The 19834-nt window shown below is 62.1% G+C and carries 18 protein-coding genes; 6 read left to right on the forward strand and 12 right to left on the reverse strand.

Going from position 1 to position 19834, the window contains the following annotated elements; genetic code table 11:
- Positions 1-4: 4 nt before the first annotated feature.
- Positions 5-625 carry a cupin domain-containing protein gene (locus tag E8E91_RS28465; protein WP_190831407.1) on the forward strand — a complete coding sequence of 207 codons (621 nt, stop codon included), beginning with the start codon at positions 5-7 and terminating at the stop codon, positions 623-625.
- A gap of 120 nt (positions 626-745) precedes the next feature.
- On the opposite strand, the gene waaA is transcribed toward E8E91_RS28465, so the two are convergent.
- Positions 746-2011: a lipid IV(A) 3-deoxy-D-manno-octulosonic acid transferase gene (gene waaA / locus E8E91_RS28470; RefSeq protein WP_280380571.1), complete on the reverse strand. Its 1266-nt coding sequence runs from the start codon at positions 2009-2011 to the stop codon at positions 746-748.
- 36 nt (positions 2012-2047) lie between these two features.
- Positions 2048-2932 (reverse strand): LysR family transcriptional regulator, encoded by an 885-nt coding sequence (locus E8E91_RS28475; RefSeq protein WP_280380574.1) that lies wholly within the window; start codon positions 2930-2932, stop codon positions 2048-2050.
- A 92-nt stretch (positions 2933-3024) separates the two neighbouring features.
- Between E8E91_RS28475 and E8E91_RS28480 the strand changes: the two genes are divergently transcribed.
- From E8E91_RS28480 to E8E91_RS28495, 4 genes are all read left to right on the forward strand, one after another.
- On the forward strand, positions 3025-3357 hold the full coding sequence (locus tag E8E91_RS28480) for an SMR family transporter (RefSeq protein WP_179062461.1): 333 nt from the start codon (positions 3025-3027) through the stop codon (positions 3355-3357).
- A gap of 94 nt (positions 3358-3451) precedes the next feature.
- A complete protein-coding gene (locus E8E91_RS28485; RefSeq protein ID WP_280380576.1) occupies positions 3452-4627 on the forward strand; it encodes an FAD-dependent oxidoreductase in 1176 nt (391 codons plus the stop codon).
- Positions 4624-5436 (forward strand): aldo/keto reductase, encoded by an 813-nt coding sequence (locus tag E8E91_RS28490; protein WP_280380578.1) that lies wholly within the window; start codon positions 4624-4626, stop codon positions 5434-5436. The genes E8E91_RS28485 and E8E91_RS28490 overlap by 4 nt, the downstream gene beginning before the upstream one ends.
- Positions 5437-5460: 24 nt before the next feature.
- Positions 5461-6366, forward strand: a complete 906-nt coding sequence (locus E8E91_RS28495) for a metal ABC transporter ATPase (protein ID WP_280370406.1) — start codon at positions 5461-5463, stop codon at positions 6364-6366.
- 55 nt (positions 6367-6421) lie between these two features.
- Here the strand turns inward: E8E91_RS28495 and E8E91_RS28500 are convergent, their stop codons facing one another.
- The 4 genes from E8E91_RS28500 to msbA form a co-directional block, all read right to left on the reverse strand.
- A complete protein-coding gene (locus E8E91_RS28500; RefSeq protein WP_280380580.1) occupies positions 6422-7627 on the reverse strand; it encodes an acyl-CoA dehydrogenase family protein in 1206 nt (401 codons plus the stop codon).
- 10 nt (positions 7628-7637) lie between these two features.
- Positions 7638-8918: an acyl-CoA dehydrogenase family protein gene (locus tag E8E91_RS28505; protein WP_280380582.1), complete on the reverse strand. Its 1281-nt coding sequence runs from the start codon at positions 8916-8918 to the stop codon at positions 7638-7640.
- A 104-nt stretch (positions 8919-9022) separates the two neighbouring features.
- Positions 9023-10444: a bifunctional D-glycero-beta-D-manno-heptose-7-phosphate kinase/D-glycero-beta-D-manno-heptose 1-phosphate adenylyltransferase HldE gene (gene hldE / locus E8E91_RS28510; RefSeq protein ID WP_280380584.1), complete on the reverse strand. Its 1422-nt coding sequence runs from the start codon at positions 10442-10444 to the stop codon at positions 9023-9025.
- Between the two features lie 156 nt (positions 10445-10600).
- Entirely contained in the window at positions 10601-12397 is a 1797-nt protein-coding gene (gene msbA, locus E8E91_RS28515) for a lipid A export permease/ATP-binding protein MsbA (protein ID WP_280380586.1), read from the reverse strand.
- A gap of 56 nt (positions 12398-12453) precedes the next feature.
- Between msbA and E8E91_RS28520 the strand changes: the two genes are divergently transcribed.
- Positions 12454-13047 carry a lipopolysaccharide kinase InaA family protein gene (locus tag E8E91_RS28520; RefSeq protein ID WP_348532234.1) on the forward strand — a complete coding sequence of 198 codons (594 nt, stop codon included), beginning with the start codon at positions 12454-12456 and terminating at the stop codon, positions 13045-13047.
- A gap of 63 nt (positions 13048-13110) precedes the next feature.
- On the opposite strand, the gene E8E91_RS28525 is transcribed toward E8E91_RS28520, so the two are convergent.
- Genes E8E91_RS28525 through E8E91_RS28550 form a run of 6 tightly spaced genes read right to left on the reverse strand, consistent with a single transcriptional unit; the run spans position 13111 to position 19832 of the window.
- Positions 13111-14298 carry an O-antigen ligase family protein gene (locus E8E91_RS28525; protein ID WP_280380590.1) on the reverse strand — a complete coding sequence of 396 codons (1188 nt, stop codon included), beginning with the start codon at positions 14296-14298 and terminating at the stop codon, positions 13111-13113.
- A gap of 14 nt (positions 14299-14312) precedes the next feature.
- Entirely contained in the window at positions 14313-15341 is a 1029-nt protein-coding gene (locus E8E91_RS28530; protein WP_280380591.1) for a glycosyltransferase family 2 protein, read from the reverse strand.
- On the reverse strand, positions 15328-16206 hold the full coding sequence (locus E8E91_RS28535) for a glycosyltransferase (RefSeq protein ID WP_280380593.1): 879 nt from the start codon (positions 16204-16206) through the stop codon (positions 15328-15330). The genes E8E91_RS28530 and E8E91_RS28535 overlap by 14 nt, the downstream gene beginning before the upstream one ends.
- Before the next feature lie 8 nt (positions 16207-16214).
- Positions 16215-17189 carry a glycosyltransferase gene (locus tag E8E91_RS28540; protein ID WP_280380595.1) on the reverse strand — a complete coding sequence of 325 codons (975 nt, stop codon included), beginning with the start codon at positions 17187-17189 and terminating at the stop codon, positions 16215-16217.
- Positions 17177-18091 (reverse strand): glycosyltransferase family 2 protein, encoded by a 915-nt coding sequence (locus tag E8E91_RS28545; protein WP_280380597.1) that lies wholly within the window; start codon positions 18089-18091, stop codon positions 17177-17179. The genes E8E91_RS28540 and E8E91_RS28545 overlap by 13 nt, the downstream gene beginning before the upstream one ends.
- Positions 18078-19832, reverse strand: coding sequence for a carbamoyltransferase (locus E8E91_RS28550; RefSeq protein ID WP_280380599.1), 1755 nt, complete (start codon positions 19830-19832; stop codon positions 18078-18080). Before E8E91_RS28550 ends, E8E91_RS28545 begins: the two co-directional genes overlap by 14 nt.
- Positions 19833-19834 lie beyond the last annotated feature (2 nt).

Here is a 19834-nt window from a genome sequence, read left to right on the forward strand (position 1 = left end):
TACAATGCCGCGATCCTGTCCCATGGAGGGAACCATGAGCCCCAGCCTGCCATCGCCGAACGCCAACGCCGAGAGCCAATTCCTCGGCACGCGCATCCGCGCGCTGCGCAAACGCCGCGGCCTGACCCTCACCGAGCTGGCCGAACAGAGCAAGCTCACCGCCGGCTACATCAGTCAGCTGGAACGCAACCTGGCCTATCCCTCGATTCCCGCGCTGTTCAATATCGCCCGCAGCCTGGGCGTGACCATCCAGTGGTTCTTCGCCAGCGAAGCGCCCACTACCGAAGCCGATCGTGGTTACGTCGTGCGCCGCAACGCCCGCACCAGCCTGCACTACGAAGACGGAATCACTGACGAGCTGCTCAGCCCGCAGCCACTGCGCCAGCTGGAGATGCTCCATTCGCGCTTCCCGCCGGGTACCTACAGTGAAGAGAGTTACAGCCACGAGGGCGAAGAAGCCGGCTACGTGCTGAGTGGCGAATTCGAACTCTGGGTCGGCGACCGGCACTTCCACCTGCAGGAAGGCGACAGCTTCAGCTTCTCCAGCCAGGAGCCGCACCGCTATGGCAACCCCGGCGAGAAGGATGCGCTGATCCTCTGGGTGATCACCCCGCCGACGTTCTGATTCGCGCAATCGTTCAGGGACTTTTCCTGTAGGGGCGAATTCATTCGCCAAGCAGACCGAAGGTCTGCCCTTCAAACACCTATGGGGCGGCTACGCTACCCTTGGCGATTGAAATCGCCCCTACAGCAGCCGCGCAATCCCGCCCAGCAGACGCTCCAATGCACCCTGATTGGCCTTGAGCACGCCCAGGCCCGCGTCGCGCATCGCTGCTGCACGCCCCGGCTCGGCCCAGAGCCCGCCAACCTGTGCGGCCAACGCTTCGGCATCTGCCACTTCCGCCAGTGCCCCCGCGTCACGCAGCTGCGCGGCGATTTCGAGGAAGTTGAACAGGTGCGGGCCGCTGAGCACGGGCTTGCCCAGGGCTGCCGGCTCCAGCAGGTTGTGGCCGCCATTGGGCACCAGACTACCGCCCACGAAGGCGATATCGGCCAGCGCGTAGAGGAACAGCAACTCACCCATGGTATCGCCGACCAGCACCGCATCCGTCGCGGCGACAGGCGCGCCGGTGGATCGGCGCACCGTTGCCAGCCCTTCGCGACGACTCAGCTCGAATACCGAACCGAATCGCTCCGGGTGACGCGGCACCAGGATCAGCAGTGCGTCCGGCCGCTGCTTCAACAGTACCTTGTGGGCAGCCAGGACGATTTCATCCTCCCCGGCGTGGGTGCTCGCGGCAATCCACACAGGCCGCGAATCGGCGCCCCATTGGCCACGCAGCTCCGCTGCGCGCTGGAGCAGCGCCGGGTCGATGCGCAGGTCGAACTTGATCGAACCGGTCACGCCCACGCATTCAGGACGTGCACCAAGCGTGCGGAAACGCTCGGCTTCGGCTTCCGTCTGCACCGCGATCCAGCTCAGTTCGGCCAGCATGGGCGCGGTGAGCTTGGCCAACCGCGCATAACCACGCGCCGAGCGCTCGGACAGCCGGGCATTGGCCAGCACCACCGGGATGCCGCGACGGGCGCACTGGTGGATGTGGTTCGGCCAGAGTTCGGTTTCCATGATCACCGCCAGCTTCGGCCGCACCTTGTCGAGGAAGCGGGCAGCCGCCCAGGGCAGGTCGTAGGGCAGGTAGCAATGCTGCACCTTGTCGCCGAACAGCGCGCGGATGCGCTCGGATCCGGTGGGCGTCATGCAGGTGATGGTGATGGGCAGGTTTGGGTGGCGCTCCAGCAGGGCGCGGACCATCGGAGCGGCGGCGATGCTCTCGCCCACCGATACCGCATGGACCCAGATACCGCCCGGCTTGATCGATGGCTGGCCAAAGGCAAAACGCTCGCCGATGCGCCGCGCGTAGGCGGGCGCACGCCAAGCGCGCCAAGCCAGGCGTACCGCTACCAAGGGCAGACCGAGATGGAACAGCAGGGTATAGAGGGTGCGATTCATGGGCGCGGAGCTTAGCGTGACTCGCCGTCGATCGCACTAACCCATGGCCTGCAGGTGCTCCGCCAGGCTATCGGCCAGCCAGAGCGCCGCCGGCCCAAGTGCCGAGTCGCGACGGCAGACCAGTTCCACCACCAGCGATGGCGGCGTCCAGTCGCTGCGCAGCTCCACCAGTTGCCCCTGGTAAGCCGGGTACTGGGCCACATGGCGCGGCAGCCAGGCCCAGCCGAGTCCGCGCATCAGCAATTCCGCCATCACGTAGAAGCTGTCGGCACGCCAGACCTGCGGACCGATCTGCTCGCCGCCCGGGTAATGGCTGTCCTGGGGCGACATGAGGATCTGCCGGTGACGCGCCAGTTCGCTGCGGTCGGCGTAGGTTTTTTCGGCCAGGGCGTGGCCGGCACCGCAGACCGTGACCATTTCGATGGTGCCCAGGCGCTGGCGCTCAAGGGCATCGGGCATCTGCTCGTGGTGGAACAGCAGCCCAAGATCGGCGCGGCGCTCCAGCAGCTTGCGAGCCACCTCACCCTGGGCACTGGTGGTCAGTTGCACCTCCAGCAGCGGAAATGCCTTGCCCAATGCTTCCAGGCTGGCCAGCACGGGCTGATAAGGCATGGCTTCATCCTGGGCCAGGCGCAGGCGCGCTTCTTCGCCCTTCGCCAGCCCCAGGGCCTTGCCGTCCAGGCGCTGACACTGCCGCAGGACTTCCCGAGCTTCCTCCAGCAAGGCCACACCCGCCGCCGTCAGGCGCGGTTGGCGACCACTGCTGCGGTCGAACAGCTGCACACCAAGGTCCTCTTCGAGCATGGCAATGCCACTGCTCACCGCTGACTGGGCGCGCCGCAACCTGCGCGCGACCGCCGAGAAGGACTGACCTTCCGCAACTGCAACGAACAGGCGGATCTGTTCCAGGTTCCATTGCATGGCGGGCAACCTATCTTCAATTCAGATGGGAAATGACTTTATCCCATCAGCCGAGAACTTAGAATTCGCGTCATTGCACAGGAGGTCCGACCATGACCGGCTACATCTATCTCGCTATCGCAATTGCCGCCGAAGTGATCGCCACTACCTCGATGAAGGCCATCGACGGCTTCAACAAACCGCTGCCCCTGATCCTGGTAATCGGCGGCTACGCCATCGCCTTCTGGATGCTGACCCTGGTGGTGCGCAGCATCCCCGTGGGCATCGCCTACGCCATCTGGGCCGGCCTCGGCATCGTGCTGGTGAGCGTCGCCGCGCTGGTGCTCTATCAGCAGAAGCTGGATGCCCCCGCGGTGCTCGGCATGGGAATGATCGTCTCGGGCGTGGTGGTCATCCAGCTGTTCTCCAACAGCACCGGCCACTGAGAGCTGGCTGCACGGTTCTCGACACGGGCTGTAGGTCGGCATCACAACAGGGGCGCTATACTGCGCCCCTGTTTTTTTCGAGGCGCCTGCACCCATGGCCGAATCCCTTTCCACTGATGTGCTCATCCTGGGCGGCGGTATCGCCGGCCTGTGGCTCAATGCCCGCCTGCGCCAGCAAGGCTTCGCCACGTTGCTGGTGGAAAAGGCCAGCCTTGGCGGCGAACAGAGCGTCAAATCCCAGGGGATCATCCACGGTGGCGCCAAGTACGCCCTGCACGGCGCCCTCACCGGCGCCTCTGAAGCCATCGCCGACATGCCCCGCCGCTGGCGCGAGGCCCTGGCCGGTAACGGCGAGCTGGATCTTCGCGGGGTACGCCTGCTCTCTGACGCCCACTATCTCTGGTCCCCCGGCACCCTGGCCGGAAATCTCACCAGCTTCTTCGCCAGCAAGGCGGTGCGCGGCCGCGTCGACCAGGTCAAGGGCGATGCCTTGCCGCCGGCGCTGCAACACCCGAAGTTCAAGGGCAAGGTCTATCGCCTGGCCGAACTGGTGCTGGACGTGCCCAGCCTGATCAGCCGACTGGCGGAGCTCGCGGGCGACAGTCTACTCGCGGGCCGCGAAGTCGCCCCCTTGCGGGAGGACGGTCAACTCGTCGGGCTGGTCATCGACGGTCGTGAAGTCCGCGCGCAACGCATCGTGCTGAGCGCCGGTGCGGGCAACCAGGCACTGCTCGAAGCCCTGGGCCTCAGCCAGCCGGCCATGCAGCGCCGTCCGCTGCACATGGTGATGGTCAAGGCGCCCAGCCTGAAACCGCTGTACGCCCATTGCCTGGGTGGCGGACCGAAACCGCGCGTCACCGTGACCAGCCACCCGGCCACCGACGGCCAATGGGTGTGGTACCTGGGCGGCGACCTGGCCGAGGCCGACGGCGTGGCCCGCAACGAAGCGGAACAGATTGCCGCAGCCGAGCAGGAGCTGCGCCAGTTGCTGCCCTGGATCGACCTCTCCGCCGCGCAATGGGCGACCCTGCGGGTGGACCGCGCCGAGCCGGCCCAGAGCGGCCTGGTTCGTCCGGACAATGCCTTCCTCGCCGAACAGGACCGCTTGCTGGTGGGCTGGCCCACCAAGCTGGCCCTGGCGCCGGACTTCGCCGACCGCGTGCTGGCCGCCTTCGAGCGCGACGGCGTGCGGCCATCAGCCAATCCGCCGCTGCCTGCCCTGCCCCGCCCGACGGTGGCGCAACCGGCCTGGGAGGAACTGCTGGGATGAACAACCTGCACGGTCTACATCGCCCCCTGGGCAGCACCGGCCTGATGGTTTCCCCGCTGGGCCTGGGTACCGTCAAGCTCGGCCGCGACCAGGGCGTGAAGTACCCCAGCGGCTTCACCATTCCCGACGACGCCGAGGCCCGGCAACTGCTGGGCCTGGCCCGCGACCTCGGCATCAACCTGATCGACACCGCGCCGGCCTATGGCCGCAGCGAGGAGCGTCTCGGCCCTCTTCTACGCGGCCAGCGCCAGGACTGGGTGATCGTCAGCAAGGTGGGCGAAGAGTTCGAGGGCGGCCTGTCCCGTTTCGATTTCAGCCCCGAACACACGCGCTTCTCCGTCGAACGCAGCCTGAAACGCCTGGAAACCGACTTCATCGACCTGGTGCTGGTGCACTCCGACGGCAATGACGTGGCCATCCTGCGGGACAGCGGTGTCTACGAGACCCTCGCCGAGCTCAGGCAAGCCGGCAAGATCCGCGCCTTCGGCCTCTCCGGCAAGACCGTCGACGGCGGGCTCCTGGCGCTGGAACAGGGGGATTGCGCCATGGTCACCTACAACCTCAATGAACAGGGCGAGAAGCCGGTACTCGACTTCGCGGTGCAACAGAACAAGGGCATCCTGATCAAGAAAGGCCTGGCCAGCGGTCATGCCTGCCTCGACACCGGCGTGGACCCGGTCCGCGCCAGCTTCGAACTGATCTTCGGTCATCCGGGGGTGACCAGCGCGATAATCGGGACCATCAATCCGCTGCATCTGTCCCATAATGTCGCGACGGCTGCCGCCGTCATCGGAGCCCATCGCCACTAGCCGACCCCTAGCCCAGGAGCCGACATGCCGCGAATCCTCGCCCGCAAGGACCCCAGCGCGTTCAAGACCCTCCCGCTGCATGTCGAAGCCAGCGCCGATGCCCTGAGCTACCAGAGCCTGGGGCTGCCGCTGAACTTTACCCAGATGCTGGAAAGACGCCGCCCGGTCAGGGTGAACGACAACCAGCGCTTCGCGGCGGAACTGGCGAATCTCGGCGTCTCGGTTCGGCTGACCCTGGCGCTGCAAGGGCGCGACTACTGGCTGCTGGTGCGCCAGCGCCGCCAGGATCGCGGCGATACGGTGCTCAAGCTGATTTCCGGCTACGTCCCCGCCCACGAGCTGAACCTGCCGTTGCTCACCGCCATTCAGGAAGTGGCCGAGGAATGCCTGATCGAGACGCCGGAAGGCTGGCTCGCCGGGCGTTTCGGCGACACCTGGCTGCCGACCCCCTACCAGCGGCAACTGCGCTATCGCGAAACCAGCCACTTCCGCCTCAGCCCGCTGTCCGGCGCCGCACGCCCGGTGACCAACGGCAAGCTGACACTGCTGGAGCGGCCCGAGGCCTACGTGCACCTGCCCACCGCTTCCCTGCAACTGGTCTACGACCTGCGCCTGGAGCTGCCGAAGGATTGCCACCAGATCAGCCTGTTCCATGTGGATGAAGTGCTGCAGGACGGCAAACTGGTGGCCAGCCTGGAGCGACGCCGGCCCGACATCTACCTGCTACCACTGCATCAGGGCCTGCCCACCGGCGACCTGCTGACCCTGCGCAACGGCGAATTCAAGGCGGCCAGCACCCGTGGCGTGTGGCTCTCGGAGAGTTTTGCCGAACAGGATGGCTGGCTGGTTCACGAGGAACGCGTGCGCTGGCGAGACTGGCTGGCCCGGGTAGGAACGGCCCGCCCGATGGGAAAGAAGATGGCCTGCTGAAAGCTGGGGCGCCCAAGAAGTCGCCCCATCGCCATTAAGCGTACCCCCTACGGCATCACTTCAGTTCACTGGAGCTCTTGCCCAGCAGCCGTCGCGCCACGATCAGCAACTGGATCTGTTGGGTACCTTCGAAGATGTCGAGAATCTTCGAATCCCGCGCCCATTTCTCCAGCAACTCGTCCTCGCCGTAACCCAGGGCGCCGGCCAGCTCTACGCATTTCAACGTGATCTCGTTGGCCACGCGTCCGGCCTTGGCCTTGGCGATGGACGCTTCCTTGGAGTTGGGCAGCCGGTTGTCGGCCATCCAGGCCGCCTTCAGGGTCAGCAGGCGCGCTGCCTCCCATTCCGCCTCCAGGCGATAGAGCGAGGCCTCGGCATGGCTGACGGCCAGCAACGGCTTACGGTAGTCGAACCGGCAACCGGCCTTGGCCAGCAGTTCGCGGGTCCGGTCCAGGACGGCCTTGGCGACACCCACTGCCATGCCAGCCACCAACGGGCGGGTGTTGTCGAAGGTTTCCATCACTCCGGCAAAGCCCTTCTGCACGTCAATCTCGGCATTGCCCAGCAGATTGGCCGCCGGCACTCGACAGTCGTTGAAGCTGATGGAGGCGGTATCCGACGCCTTGATGCCGAGCTTCTTCTCCAGGCGGGTCACGCTCATGCCGGGCGTGCCCTTCTCCACCACGAAGGACTTGATCGCCGCGCGCCCCAGGCTGCGATCCAGGCTGGCCCAGACCACCACCGCATCGGCACGCTCGCCGGAGGTGACGAAGATCTTCTCGCCATTGAGCACGTAATGGTCGCCATCCTTCACCGCCGTAGTGCGAATGGCCGCCGAATCGGAACCGCAACCGGGCTCGGTGATGGCCATCGCCGCCCAGGTACCGCGAAAGCGCACGAGCTGTTCCTCATTGGCCACCGCAGCGATGGCGGCATTGCCTAGCCCCTGGCGCGGCATGGCCAGAGGCAAGCCGACATCGCCCCAGCACAGCTCCATGACACCGAGCAGCGCAGACAGATTGCCGCCGTTGCGCACGCCATCCTCCGCCCCGGCGCCACGTTTGCTGGCCGAGCCGGCGCCGACGGCCTCCGGGGAACCGGCGTTCATGCCGTCCAGCAGCGCGGCCAGCAGGTCCAGTTCGCGGGGGTAGGCGTGTTCGGCCTTGTCGTACTTGCGTGACAAGGGGCGAAAGTACTGCTGGGCGACCTGATGGGCCTGATGGCTGAGACCACGGAATTTCTTCGGGATTTCCAGATTCATACGGCTTTCCTCACAGGTGCAGTCCGCCGCTCATCAGGGCGACGGCGCGCAGGTCGCGGTACCAGCGCTCGGCTGGGTGCTCCTGGGTGAAACCATGTCCGCCGAGCAGTTGCACGGCATCGGTACCGATCTTCATGGCCTTCTCGGCACAGAGCAGACGCGCCAGGTAGGCCTCGCGCCGGAACGGCTCGCCACGATCTGCGCGGGCACAGGCGCGCCAGACCATCAGGCGCATGGCGTCCAGTTCGATGGCGATGTCCGCGACCATGAAGGCCACGCCCTGACGGTGGCTGATGGGCTCGCCGAACGCCGTGCGTTCGTTGCAGTAGCCGATCACGTAATCCAGTGCTGCCTGGGCGGTGCCCAGTGCCAGCGCGCACCACGCCAGGTGACCGAGGTCGAGGAAGGTCTGGTAGTCGAAGTCGACGGCGGCCAGACGGTTCGCCGCCAGAACCTTCACGCCCTTGAGACGAATCCGCGCCGTGCCGCAGGCCTTCAGGCCCATGGCCGGCTCCGGGCGCAGGTCGAGCCCCTTGCTGCCCGCCTCGACCAGGAACAGCGCCGGCCCGCTGCCGGTTTCCGCCGCCACTATCAGGCGGCTGGCGTCCAGCGCACCCGGCACCAGGCACTTTTCGCCAGTGAGCACATAGCTGCTTCCCTTGCGCCGCGCACGGGTGGCCAGCTTGCCGGGATCGAACAGCACGGCCGGTTCGTTGACGGCAATGGCCATGCGCGGTGCCGGCTGCTCGCCGACAAAGGCCGGCAGGCAGGCGGCCTGCTGCTCGGGAGAGGCCCAGCGGCGGATGCAATTGGCAGCCGAAAGCGGCATCAGCAGCGCTGCGGCGAGACTGAGATCCCCTTTGGCAAGGGCCTCGGCCATCAGGGCATTGGTGAGGATCGTGCGTTCACCCGCCAGCCCACCCAGGTTCTCACCGACGCCGTAGTGGGCCAGTCCGAGTGCATGGCCCTGGTTGAGCAAGGCAGCCGGCACCGCGCAACGGGCGTCCGCGCCGTGGGCCGCCGGGCGCAGGGAACCCAGGGCGAAGGCTTCCAGCATCTCCACCAGCATCCGCTGTTCGTCGGACAGGGACAGGTCGAACAGCTCATCCGCGGCGGACTGGCGCGGCACCCTGCGCGCTCGCCGCGCAGCCAGCATGAAGCCGGCTCGGGTGCCGCCGTAGAGAACCTTCTCGAAAACCTTGCGCAGCTTGAGGCGGTCGGGCCAGTGGGCCTGGGCTACGCGATTGAGCACGGCCAGGGCGCGGCCCTGCGCGTTGGGGAACATTGGCATCGCACTCCATGCAGGATGAGGATGCCTTGATGATGTTCGGCATCGACCCAGTCGCCTATGACCGGGCCGACGCCAGCGACTGGCAGCGCTGCCAGTGGAGGGAGTTATTTGCTGCGGATCTTCTCGACGATGGCGGTGGTGGAGCTGTTCTCCACCAGGCCCAGCACCCGCACTTCACCGCCGTAGGCACGGACGATATCGGCGCCGACCACCTGGTCGATACCATAGTCGCCGCCCTTGACCAGCACATCGGGTTTGACCTGGCCGAGCAGACGCTCCGGAGTGTCTTCGTGGAAGCTGACGACCCAGTCGACTGCGCCAAGACCGGCCAGCACCGCCATGCGCCGCTCAACGCTGTTTATCGGGCGGCCCGGCCCCTTGAGGCGGCTGACCGATGCATCGTCATTGACCGCCAGCACGAGGCGGTCGCCCTGTGCGCGGGCCTGCTCCAGGTAGGTCACGTGGCCGGCGTGGAGAATGTCGAAGCAGCCGTTGGTGAAGACGATCTTCTCGCCATGGGCGCGAGCGTCCTCGATGGCCAGCAGCAGTTGGTCGAGGCTCAGCACGCCGCGCTCGGACCCCTGCTCGCGCTGCACGGCACGGCGCAGTTCCGGAGCGCTGATGGCGGCGGTACCGAGCTTGCCGACCACGATGCCGGCGGCGAGGTTGGCCAGCGCCACGGCCTGCGGCAGTTCTTCGCCTGCGGCGAGGGCGGCGGCCAGGGTGGAAATCACGGTGTCGCCGGCGCCGGTGACATCAAATACTTCACGGGCGCGGGCCGGCAGGTGCAGCGGGGAATGGCCGGGACGCAGCAGGGTCATGCCGTGTTCGCCGCGGGTCACCAGCAGGGAGCCCAGCTCCAGCTCCTGCATCAGGCCAGCGCCCTTGGCGACCAGGTCGGCCTCATCGGCACAACGGCCGACGATGGATTCGAATTCGCTGAGGTTCGGCGTGATCAGGCTGGCACCGCGATAGATGCTGAAATCCTTGCCCTTGGGGTCGGCCAGCACCGGAACACCACGACGGCGAGCGGCCTGGATCAGCGCCTGGTGATTTCTCAGCGCGCCCTTGCCGTAGTCGGACAGCACCAGCACCTTGGCCTGGGGCAACAAGCGCTCGACCTCAGCGGCCAGCGCCTCGGCGTTGGTATCGAAGGTTTCCTCGAAGTCCATGCGCAGTAATTGCTGGTGGCGGCTCATAACGCGCAGTTTGACGATGGTCGGCTGCTCGGCGAGACGCTGGAAATGCACATCAACGCCTGCTGCGTTGAGGCTGTCGGTCAGGCTGTCTGCCGCTTCGTCGAGGCCGGTGATGCCCACCAGCATGGCAGGAGCGCCGAGTGCGGCGATGTTCAGCGCGACGTTGGCAGCACCGCCGGGACGGTCCTCGATCTGCTCCACCTTGACCACGGGCACCGGTGCTTCGGGCGAAATGCGCGAAGTACCGCCATGCCAGTAGCGGTCAAGCATGACGTCGCCCACCACCAGAACGGGGGCCTGATCAAATCGGGGCATGGACAGCTTCATGGGGTCTCCGGACGTCAAAATCGGCGCGGATCATACCATAGCAGGTCAGTTGGACTGACCTGCTCGATCCGACGCAGGGCGCATCTTGACCAGCTCACCATGACGCACCGGCGTGCGGAAGCACCCAGCCGGACAGCGACCGCTGGATCATCCGGCTCAGCTCACCTCCGGCTGGGTCTCCTCGGCGAACTGGTTGGCATGCAGACGGGCGTAATAGCCGTTCATGGCCAGCAGCTCGGCATGAGTGCCGCGCTCGACGATGCGCCCCTGATCCATCACCAGGATCAGGTCCGCCTTCTCGATAGTGGAGAGGCGGTGGGCGATAACCAGGGTGGTACGGCCATCCATCACGCGGTCCAGCGCGGCCTGGATGTGCCGTTCGGACTCGGTATCCAGGGCAGAGGTAGCCTCGTCCAGTACCAGCACCGGCGCGTTCTTCAGCAGGGCGCGGGCGATTGCCAGGCGCTGCCGCTGGCCGCCGGAGAGCAGTACGCCATTTTCACCCACCGCGGTGTCGAAGCCGTGCGGCAGCTTGTCGACGAACTCCTTGGCGTAGGCCGCCTCGGCCGCCCGCTCGACATCTTCGCGCGGCGCACCAGCGAGATCGCCGTAGGCGATGTTATTGGCCACCGAGTCGTTGAAAAGGGTCACCTGCTGGGTCACCAGGGCGATGTGGCGGCGCAGGTTGCGCAGACGGTAATCCTCGATATCGACGCCATCCAGCAGGATCTGACCCTGCTCATGGTGGTAGAAGCGCGGAATGAGGTTGGCCAGGGTGGACTTGCCACTGCCGGAACGCCCGACCAACGCGACCATCTGGCCGGGGGCGGCTTCGAAGCTGATGTCCTGCAGTACCGCCTTGTCGGTGCCGGGATACTGGAAGCTGAGGTTGCGGATTTCAAGGCGGCCGCTCACTCGCTCCAGCTCAGTGGTTCCATTGTCAACTTCCGGCTTCTCGTCGAGCTGCTCGAAGATACTCTCGGCGCCAGCCAGCCCCTTCTGAACGGTCGAACTCACCTCACTCAACTGGCGGATGGGTTTCGGCAAAAGTCCCGCCAGAGTGATGTAAGCGACCAGGTCGCCCGCGGATGCATCGCCCCGCAGGAACAGCACCAGAAACATCAAGATGGCCATAGCGCTGTAGATGACCAGTTGCAGCATCGGGGTATAGACCGCCCCGGTCTTGATCATTTTCAGCTGCTTGTCGGTATTGCCTACGCTGGCTTGCAGGAAGCGCTGCTGCTCGTAGGGCTCACCGCCAAAGCTGCGCACTACACGATATCCCTGGATAGCCTCCGAGGAGATGTGCATCACATCTCCCATCGCGTCCTGGATCTTCTTGCTCTGCTTGCGAAATTTTCGACTGGCACTGCTGACCATCAGCGCGATCAGCGGCAATATCGCCACCATCACCAGGGTCAGCTTCCAGTTCATCCACAGCAGCGAGGCGAACAGGAAGATCACCGTCATCCCTTCGCGGAACACCACTTTGATCGCATCGGTAGCGGCACCCGTGACCATGGTCACGTTGAACGTGATGCGCGAAATCAGGTGGCCCGAGTTGTGGCTGTCGAAGTAGCGGTTTGGCAGTTGCATCAACTGGTTGAACAGAGCCACCCGCAAGTCATGCACCAGTCCCAATGAAACCTTGGCCAGGAAGAAGTTGCCGAGAAACGAACCCACACCCTGCCAGATGGCGATCAACACGATCAGCAGCGGCACGGCCTGTATCAGGTTCATATCCTTGAGGTAGGGAACATGCGGGAGCAATGCGGCGTGCGGATCGGCCAGACCATCGACGAAGTACTTGAGCACGTAGCCCAACATCGGTTGGCTCGAAGCGAAGATCAGGAATCCGATGATGCTGAGAACAAAAAAGCCAACATACGGCCTGACATAGCGCAGCAACCGCAGATAAACCTGGAGATCCGATTGCTGGTTAGAATTGGCCACTCTCGATCCCTATTGCTACTCAGAGAAAATTGATGCGGATTGTACCAGCGAACGAAATGCAGCAGTGGCTAGACGACGGCGAGGTCCTGGAGAAAGACGGCCGTGGCCCCAAGGTCCTGCGTCAGCCGGACGGCCAACTGCTGAAGATATTCCGGCCACGCCGCCGACTTTGGCTCGCCCGCATGCGGCCTTCCGCACAACGCTTCGCCCGCAACGCCGAACTGCTTGCCGAACGCGGTATCACGACGCCCAAGGTCAGCGAGTGCATGTGGCTGGACAAGGTCCAGGCAGTCAGTGCCTGCTTCTATGAGCCGCTACCTGGACAATCGCTGGATCAGCTGTATCGCCATGTACGCCCCGAGTTCGACGAGCTGCTACCCGAACTCGCAAACTTCATCCGTACCCTGCACCAGCGCGGTATCTACTTCCGCTCGCTTCACCTGGGCAACATCCTGCGTTTGCCCGACGGTGAATTCGGCCTCATCGACTTCCTGGACATGCGCTTCAAGCGCGGCCCGCTAAGCAGTCGATTAGCGCAACGTAACCTGCAACACCTCAATGGCTACCTACGCCGCAGTCAGATCGACGACTTCCCCTGGCAGCGTCTGCTGCAGGCCTATGAGCGACCGACCACCGCCAAGCCTACGTGAAGGCAGCAACCTTAAGATCGCCAAGCATTTCCACCAGCTTAAAGTGGAGCACCGGCATCAGATTCAACCAGCAACCGGGAAGTCCCGATCCTCTTTCCCCTGCCTGACACAAGTATCCATCGCCAGCACTAACGCCACAGGGAGCCAAGTCACGAACCAGATGGTCGATGGCTTTACCCATGGCATCGTGCCATCCGTAAGGACCACCAGCCCAGAGTACAGCCACAAGGCAACCGTCGCTCCACCCAACGAAGTATGGCGCCACTTGATGGCGTGCCAGCCAGTCCAACACCAGAGTCCTATCCATAGAAGCAGACCAAGAACACCAAAGCGGATGCCAATATCCAGGAACATGTTGTGTGCATGATTGAACCGAACTGGAGTGGACTTGATCGCAATCCAGTACTCCTTAGATCCAACACCCTCCCACCAGTTATCCAACAACAGAGCAAAGCCCCCCTGCCAGATCTCAGGCCGATAAGAAAGGCCGCGATTGGATAAAAGCTCAGGAATGGCAAGGAAAATTGCCCCAATCAACAACAGAGCAATTGCCGCCCCACCACAGGCCAGTTTGTTCCGTAACAAGATGGCCCCGCCAACACAAGACAACACTAGACTCAACCACACCCAGCGTGTCTGGCTGAAGTAAATAAACACACCGAACCCCAACAACGCCAACACCAGCACACATAGGAGTCCAACCCCACGCTTGCGATCAAACCCAAGGAATATCGTCAGAATAAACAGTGCACCACAGGCCTGAGCGGCAGGAATCACCACCCGCCACAGCCCCAAATTCACAACTCGCTCGGAAAAATCATGCTCCTGTACGAAATAAAAGATAAACCAGGAAAGCCCAGCCCCCAGTCCGCCAATCGCACAACAAAGCAGTAAAAATCCGGTGAAGCGCTCCCGCAAACACATGGCACAGACCACACAACCAAGCAGACTAAGACCTATATAAAATGGTAGCTTAATCTCGCGCAGCTCGCCTCCGCGCCCCACATCTAAAACAGAAACAAACACGAACCACGCGGAAGCCATTAAATACAGCACGACAAACGACTTATCCATCGATGGATAGTGCTTACGCATCAGAAAAACGTGCAACAACGCCGGCAGCCACAAAAAAACAATAATAAGCCGATGATAATGCGTATTACTCTGCAACAACCATGGCGCACACAAAAAACAGAACAAGCCGATTACAGTCAATCGCGCAAACCAGCCACCAAAATACACGTTCCCCATAAAACAAAATTCTTTTAGATAGATAGATATTTTCTTAACGCCCCCAGATAAGCCTTGGCAAAGCTCACAAAGCCAAACTCCCTGGAAATCCCTAACAACCCGGAAAAATTCAAAAAACCTAAACCAATGATGCGGTCAATAATTTCCCCCTTCCCCTCCTTAAACATCCGCTTCCTTTCTCTTCGCGCCTTCTCAAGCAGTGCCCTTTTCAAATGCTTAGCATAAAAACCAACATCTTTCGCGTTAGAGGATGCGCGCAGACGATCTAATTCAATAGATACATTTCCATATACACGACCAATGTAGTCAGTAAATGCGACATTTCGAGTAGCACTGCTTGGGTGCACCCGAATCAAAGTCATGGAGCCTTCATCTCTCAGGCTTTCCATATACGCTCCGCGCAGAATGCAACGCAATAAATAGTCCCAATCCTCCAGGGCACGCATGCCCTGATCGAAAAGGCCAACTTTCTGCAAAAAAACATGACGAAAGGCTGCAGCCTGAAGTGGAAAATTATTCTTTCGAATAAACACAGGAAAGCTTGTCCTTCCAAAACCGGAAACTGGACGACTCCACTCCTGGTGCGAGTCAAGCCCATAGTTTGCAAAACAAACTTCCGGCTTACCATCTAAAAAATAGCGAAACTTAGAATAAGAAATATTGACCTGTGGGCAGCGCCGAAAATGCTCAACATGCGACCGCAACTTCTCAGCCGTCAACAGATCATCAGCATCCAAAAAAATCACAAACTCCCCACGCGCTAACGAAATCCCTCTATTACGCGCAGCAGAAACCCCCTGATTCACCTGATAGACATAGCGAACACGAGTATCTTTCTGCGCCAAGGCAGCCGCACGACTCGCTGTATCATCAACAGAACCGTCATCAATAATAATCGCTTCCCAGTTTTGGTAGCTCTGCCTTTGCAGACTACCAACAGTCTCTTGCAAAAACCGACCAAAGTTATAGCACGGGATAACTACCGAAACTTCTGGATTGACCGACTGGTGTAAATACTCCATCGCCACATTAGTTCCGACCATAAAAAAGGCGTCCCATAGCCCGCAAGGTCTTGCCGTTCCAGTAGCGAAGAGGTAATTCAGAAAGCAACTCCCACGCCAACGCCCTATCGCTCCGCGCACACTTGAGCAGCATCGAGTTGCGGAATCGCGCACAGACCTCCGGATACGCAGGATGATCACTGAAGCGCGCATAGGTCTTCAGTACATTTTCCACCATAAAGCGATAGTTCTTATAAGTATTACTGTCATGCACCCGGTAAAGTGCCAAAGGTTCGCCGAGGACGTCGATGAAATACCCACTCCGGGTAATCTTCAGCTCAATCATCAGGTCCTCAAGGCGGACTTCAGGCTCGAAACTGCCAACCCGATCAAGCGCCTCCCGGCGGAATAGAAGCGTGGGTGCAGGAGCTCCTGGCTTGCGAGCAAGGAATACGTCTTCGAAATCCAGGCGGCGAAACGCCAAGTCACGCGGCCTGCCGCTGGGTTTTCCATCCGCATTGATAGTCTGGATATCCCCGGCACAGATGCCGACCTCCGGTTTATCCATCATGTAGGCGACCTGCCTGGCAATACGCTCCGGGAGCATGATGTCGTCCGAGCCAAAGGGGGCGATCAGGCTGCCTTTTGCCCGCTCGATGGTCTCGTTCAGGGTTCGCGATAATCCCTTGTTGGACTGGACGCGAAAATCGAAACCATGGACAGCTTGCAGCGCCTCGATGCGGGCAACGCTGTCATCACGAGAGCCATCGTCCACCACCAACAACTCAATGTTCGGGTAACTCTGCGCCAGCACGCTGAGAATACTTGCCTCGATGTAGGGCGCGTGGTTGTAAGAAGAGATGATCACACTCACTAGCGGCTGCTGGTCGTTGGTCGTCGGAGACATGGGATTGCTCAAAATGGGTTGATCCGGGACCAGAAGGCCCGCCAGGAGGAAACGGACTCAACCGGCGGCCAGGGCCCTTCCATTACCTCGATGAGATGATCGGCCAACTTGAGGTGGGAAAGGTGTCGCTCGACGAATCGTCGCCCCCCCTCGGCTATGGCCAGCGCCAGGTTCGAATCATTGCGCAGCCTGGCCAGGTGCGCCCGCAATTCGTCGACGTCGGAATACAGCAAGAGGTGGACACCATCTTCGAGACCGATTGCCGGCTCCTCGCTACCCTGACGCCAGGCCAGCAAGACGCATCCGCAGGCCATCGCCTCGAAGTTCTTCGCCATGTACTCGCCCAAGCCAACGTCGGCACTGACGAAGTAGCGAATACGGTTCAGCATCTTCCGGTAAGGTTCTCCGGGAGCGGTGCGCAACAGTTGCAGCGAGTCCTCAGCCGCCAAGCGATCCAGAAATCGTCTCCGCTCCTGGTAGGCAGAACTCGCAGTCCGCCCAATGAAACCCAACTCGATATCTCGCTCCACCTCCTCGTGAAAGATCATGCGCGGGTCATAACCTTTAGGAATGAAGTGGACCTTGAAGCCTTCCAGCCTCAATCGCTCGGCGACGCTGGCACCGGTCACAACAATGCGGGCGTTGGGCAACTGCCTATAGAAGCGACTGAAGCGTCCATGCCAGCGAGAGCTCTCCAGATAATTCTGGCAAGCATCCTCCTCATAGATCAGAAGGCCGGAAAGCCGGCTCAGGAACCGGGTTTGCCGATGGATGTTCTTGAAGTGGAGGTCGACAAGGATGCGATCGTAAAGCGAAAGGTCGACGGAACGCAGCGTGCGACTCAGGTCACGCTGGGCGCCCTTATCGAGTATCTTCAGTTCGAGATCGAGCTGCCCACCCAGATGTTCGTAAACACAGGAAAAATCCGGCTCTCGCCCCGCCGAACTCAGAGCCAGCACTTTCATGGGTTTCAGTGCAGCCATAGCCTGACGGCCTTGCGTGTGTAGGACCACTTCAACAATACCCGCCAATCCGTGCGCAATGCTTCTCGGTAGTACTCGCGGGCATTTTCCTGGTCACCAGCGAGCAGGCAGGTGCGAAACAGCGACAGGCAGCGCTGAGCCTTGTAGGCGGTCTTCAACCTCTGGAGCTCGGAAGGCATGCGTGCAGGGGAGAAGACCTCGTCAACCAGGGACAGGCCAACCGCACGGGCATAGGTAAGGTTGTGACGCAGGCTGGTGGAATGCTTGTGGATCAAAGCCAGAGGTTGTTGAACCACGGAGCAGGGAAAACGCGCCAGGACCTGGGCGAAGACGGGAATGTCTTCGACACTGCGGAAACGCTCTGGATAGCGACCCGGCCCGAAGACATCGCGATGCATGGCGCAAGCCCCATTGGACAAGGCTACCCGCTTGTCAATCAGGTAGCCGCGGACGCGCTCGTAGGGCGACTCGGGCAACGGCGCTACCTCGTGCAACGTCCGCTTACCACTCTCGAAAACCGACCAATGCGCACCGATCACCAGCCTGCTCTGCGGATTGGCCTTCAGATGCTCCGTCAGGGCGGAGAGGGCACCAGGTGCCATTTCGTCATCCGCATCGAGGAAAATCAGGAAATCGCCACGGGCTTCGTCGATGCCTCGATTACGAACCGAAGCCAAGCCACCGTTCTCCTTTCGCAGCATGCGGAAACTGCCTGGGAATTTCTCCTGCAGCGAGCTCAGCACCTGAGGGGTCTGGTCGGTAGAACCGTCGTCGATCACCAGCAGCTCTGCATTGGCGTCCGGCAACTGGACAAGTACGGACTCAACCGCACGCGCAACAGTCGCGGCATAGTTGTACGCCGGAATCACTACGCTCAGGAGCGGCGAGTCAGACATTGTCATACCAATCCTTGCCTTCCTTGACGACGAGGATGTCTTCCATGATCAGGTACTGCAGGTCCGAGCCGTAGAACATGTTCAGCGCGTCGGTGGGCGAGCAGATCATCGGCTCGCCACGGCGGTTGAGCGAGGTGTTCAGGGACACGCCGTTGCCAGTGAGGACTTCCAGCTCTTTCATCAGGTCGTACCAGCGCGGATTGTGGCGGCGCTCCAGCACCTGGGCGCGAGAGGTACCGTCCTCGTGCACCACTTCGGCCACGCGGGTCTTCCACTCTTCGTTGACTTCGAAGGTGAAGGTCATGAAGGGCGACGGGTGATCGACCTTGAGCATCTGCGGCGCGACGGTGTCCAGCATCGACGGGCAGAAGGGGCGCCAGCGCTCGCGGAACTTGATCTGCTCGTTGATGCGGTCAGCCACGCCGACAGCGCTCGGGCAACCGATGATGGAACGACCGCCAAGGGCGCGCGGACCGAACTCCATGCGGCCCTGGAACCAGGCCACGGGGTTGCCGTCGACCATGATCTTGGCGATGCGCTGCGGGGTGTTCTCGATGCGCTTGAACACCGGCTTCTGCGGGTGCTTGGCACAGGCAGCGATCACGTCTTCGTTGGAGAAGGACGGGCCGAGGTAGACATGCTCCATCTTCTCCACCGGCACGCCACGCTTGACCGATACGTAGGCAGCGGCGCCCACGGACGTGCCGGCATCGCCGGACGCGGGCTGGACGAACAGCTCCTTCACTTCCGGGCGGGCGATGATCTTCTGGTTCAGCTTGACGTTCAGTGCGCAGCCGCCGGCGAAGGCGATCTTGCCGGTCTCGCGGATGATGTCACCGAGGTAGTAGTCCATCATCTCCAGCGCCAGCTTCTCGAACAGGGCCTGCATGCTGGCGGCGTAGTGGATGTAGGGATCGTCGGCAATGTCGCCCTGGCGCTTCGGCCCCAGCCACTCGATCAGCTTGGGCGAGAAGTAGTAGCCCTTGCCGTTTTCCTTGTAGCGGCGGAAACCGATGACGTTGGCGTAATCGGTGTTGATGATCAGCTCACCGTTTTCGAACTTGGCCAGGCGAGAGAAATCGTACTTGGCGGCGTCGCCGTAGGGCGCCATGCCCATGACCTTGAACTCGCCGTCGAGCATCTCGAAGCCCAGGTACTCGGTGATCGCGCCGTAGAGGCCGCCGAGGGAGTCCGGATCGTAGAACTCCTTGATCTTGTGGATCTTGCCGTTCTCGCCCCAGCCGAAGAAGGTGGTGGCGTACTCGCCCTTGCCGTCGATACCGAGGATCGCCGTCTTCTCCTTGAAGCCAGAGCAGTGGTAGGCGCTGGAGGCGTGGGCCAGGTGGTGCTCCACCGGCTCGATCTTCACCTTCTTGGCGTCGAAGCCCAGTTGCTCCAGGCACCAGACGATCTTCTTGCGGTAGCGCTTGTAGCGACGATTGCCCATGAGGATGGCGTCGAGCGCGCGGTCCGGGGCGTACCAGTAGCGCTTGGCGTAGTGCCAGCGGGCCTTGCCGAACAGACTGATGGGGGCGAAGGGAATAGCCACGACATCGACATCGGACGGCTTGATGCCAGCCTGTTCCAGGCAGAACTTGGCCGACTCGTAGGGCATGCGATTCTTCGCGTGCTTGTCGCGCACGAAGCGCTCTTCTTCGGCGGCCGCGATCAGCTTGCCGTCGATGTAGAGAGCGGCGGAGGGATCATGGCTGAGGGCGCCGGAAAGGCCGAGAATCGTCAATGCCACGG

The sequence above is a fragment of the Pseudomonas sp. BN515 genome (genome assembly GCF_029873155.1).
GTDB lineage: Bacteria > Pseudomonadota > Gammaproteobacteria > Pseudomonadales > Pseudomonadaceae > Metapseudomonas.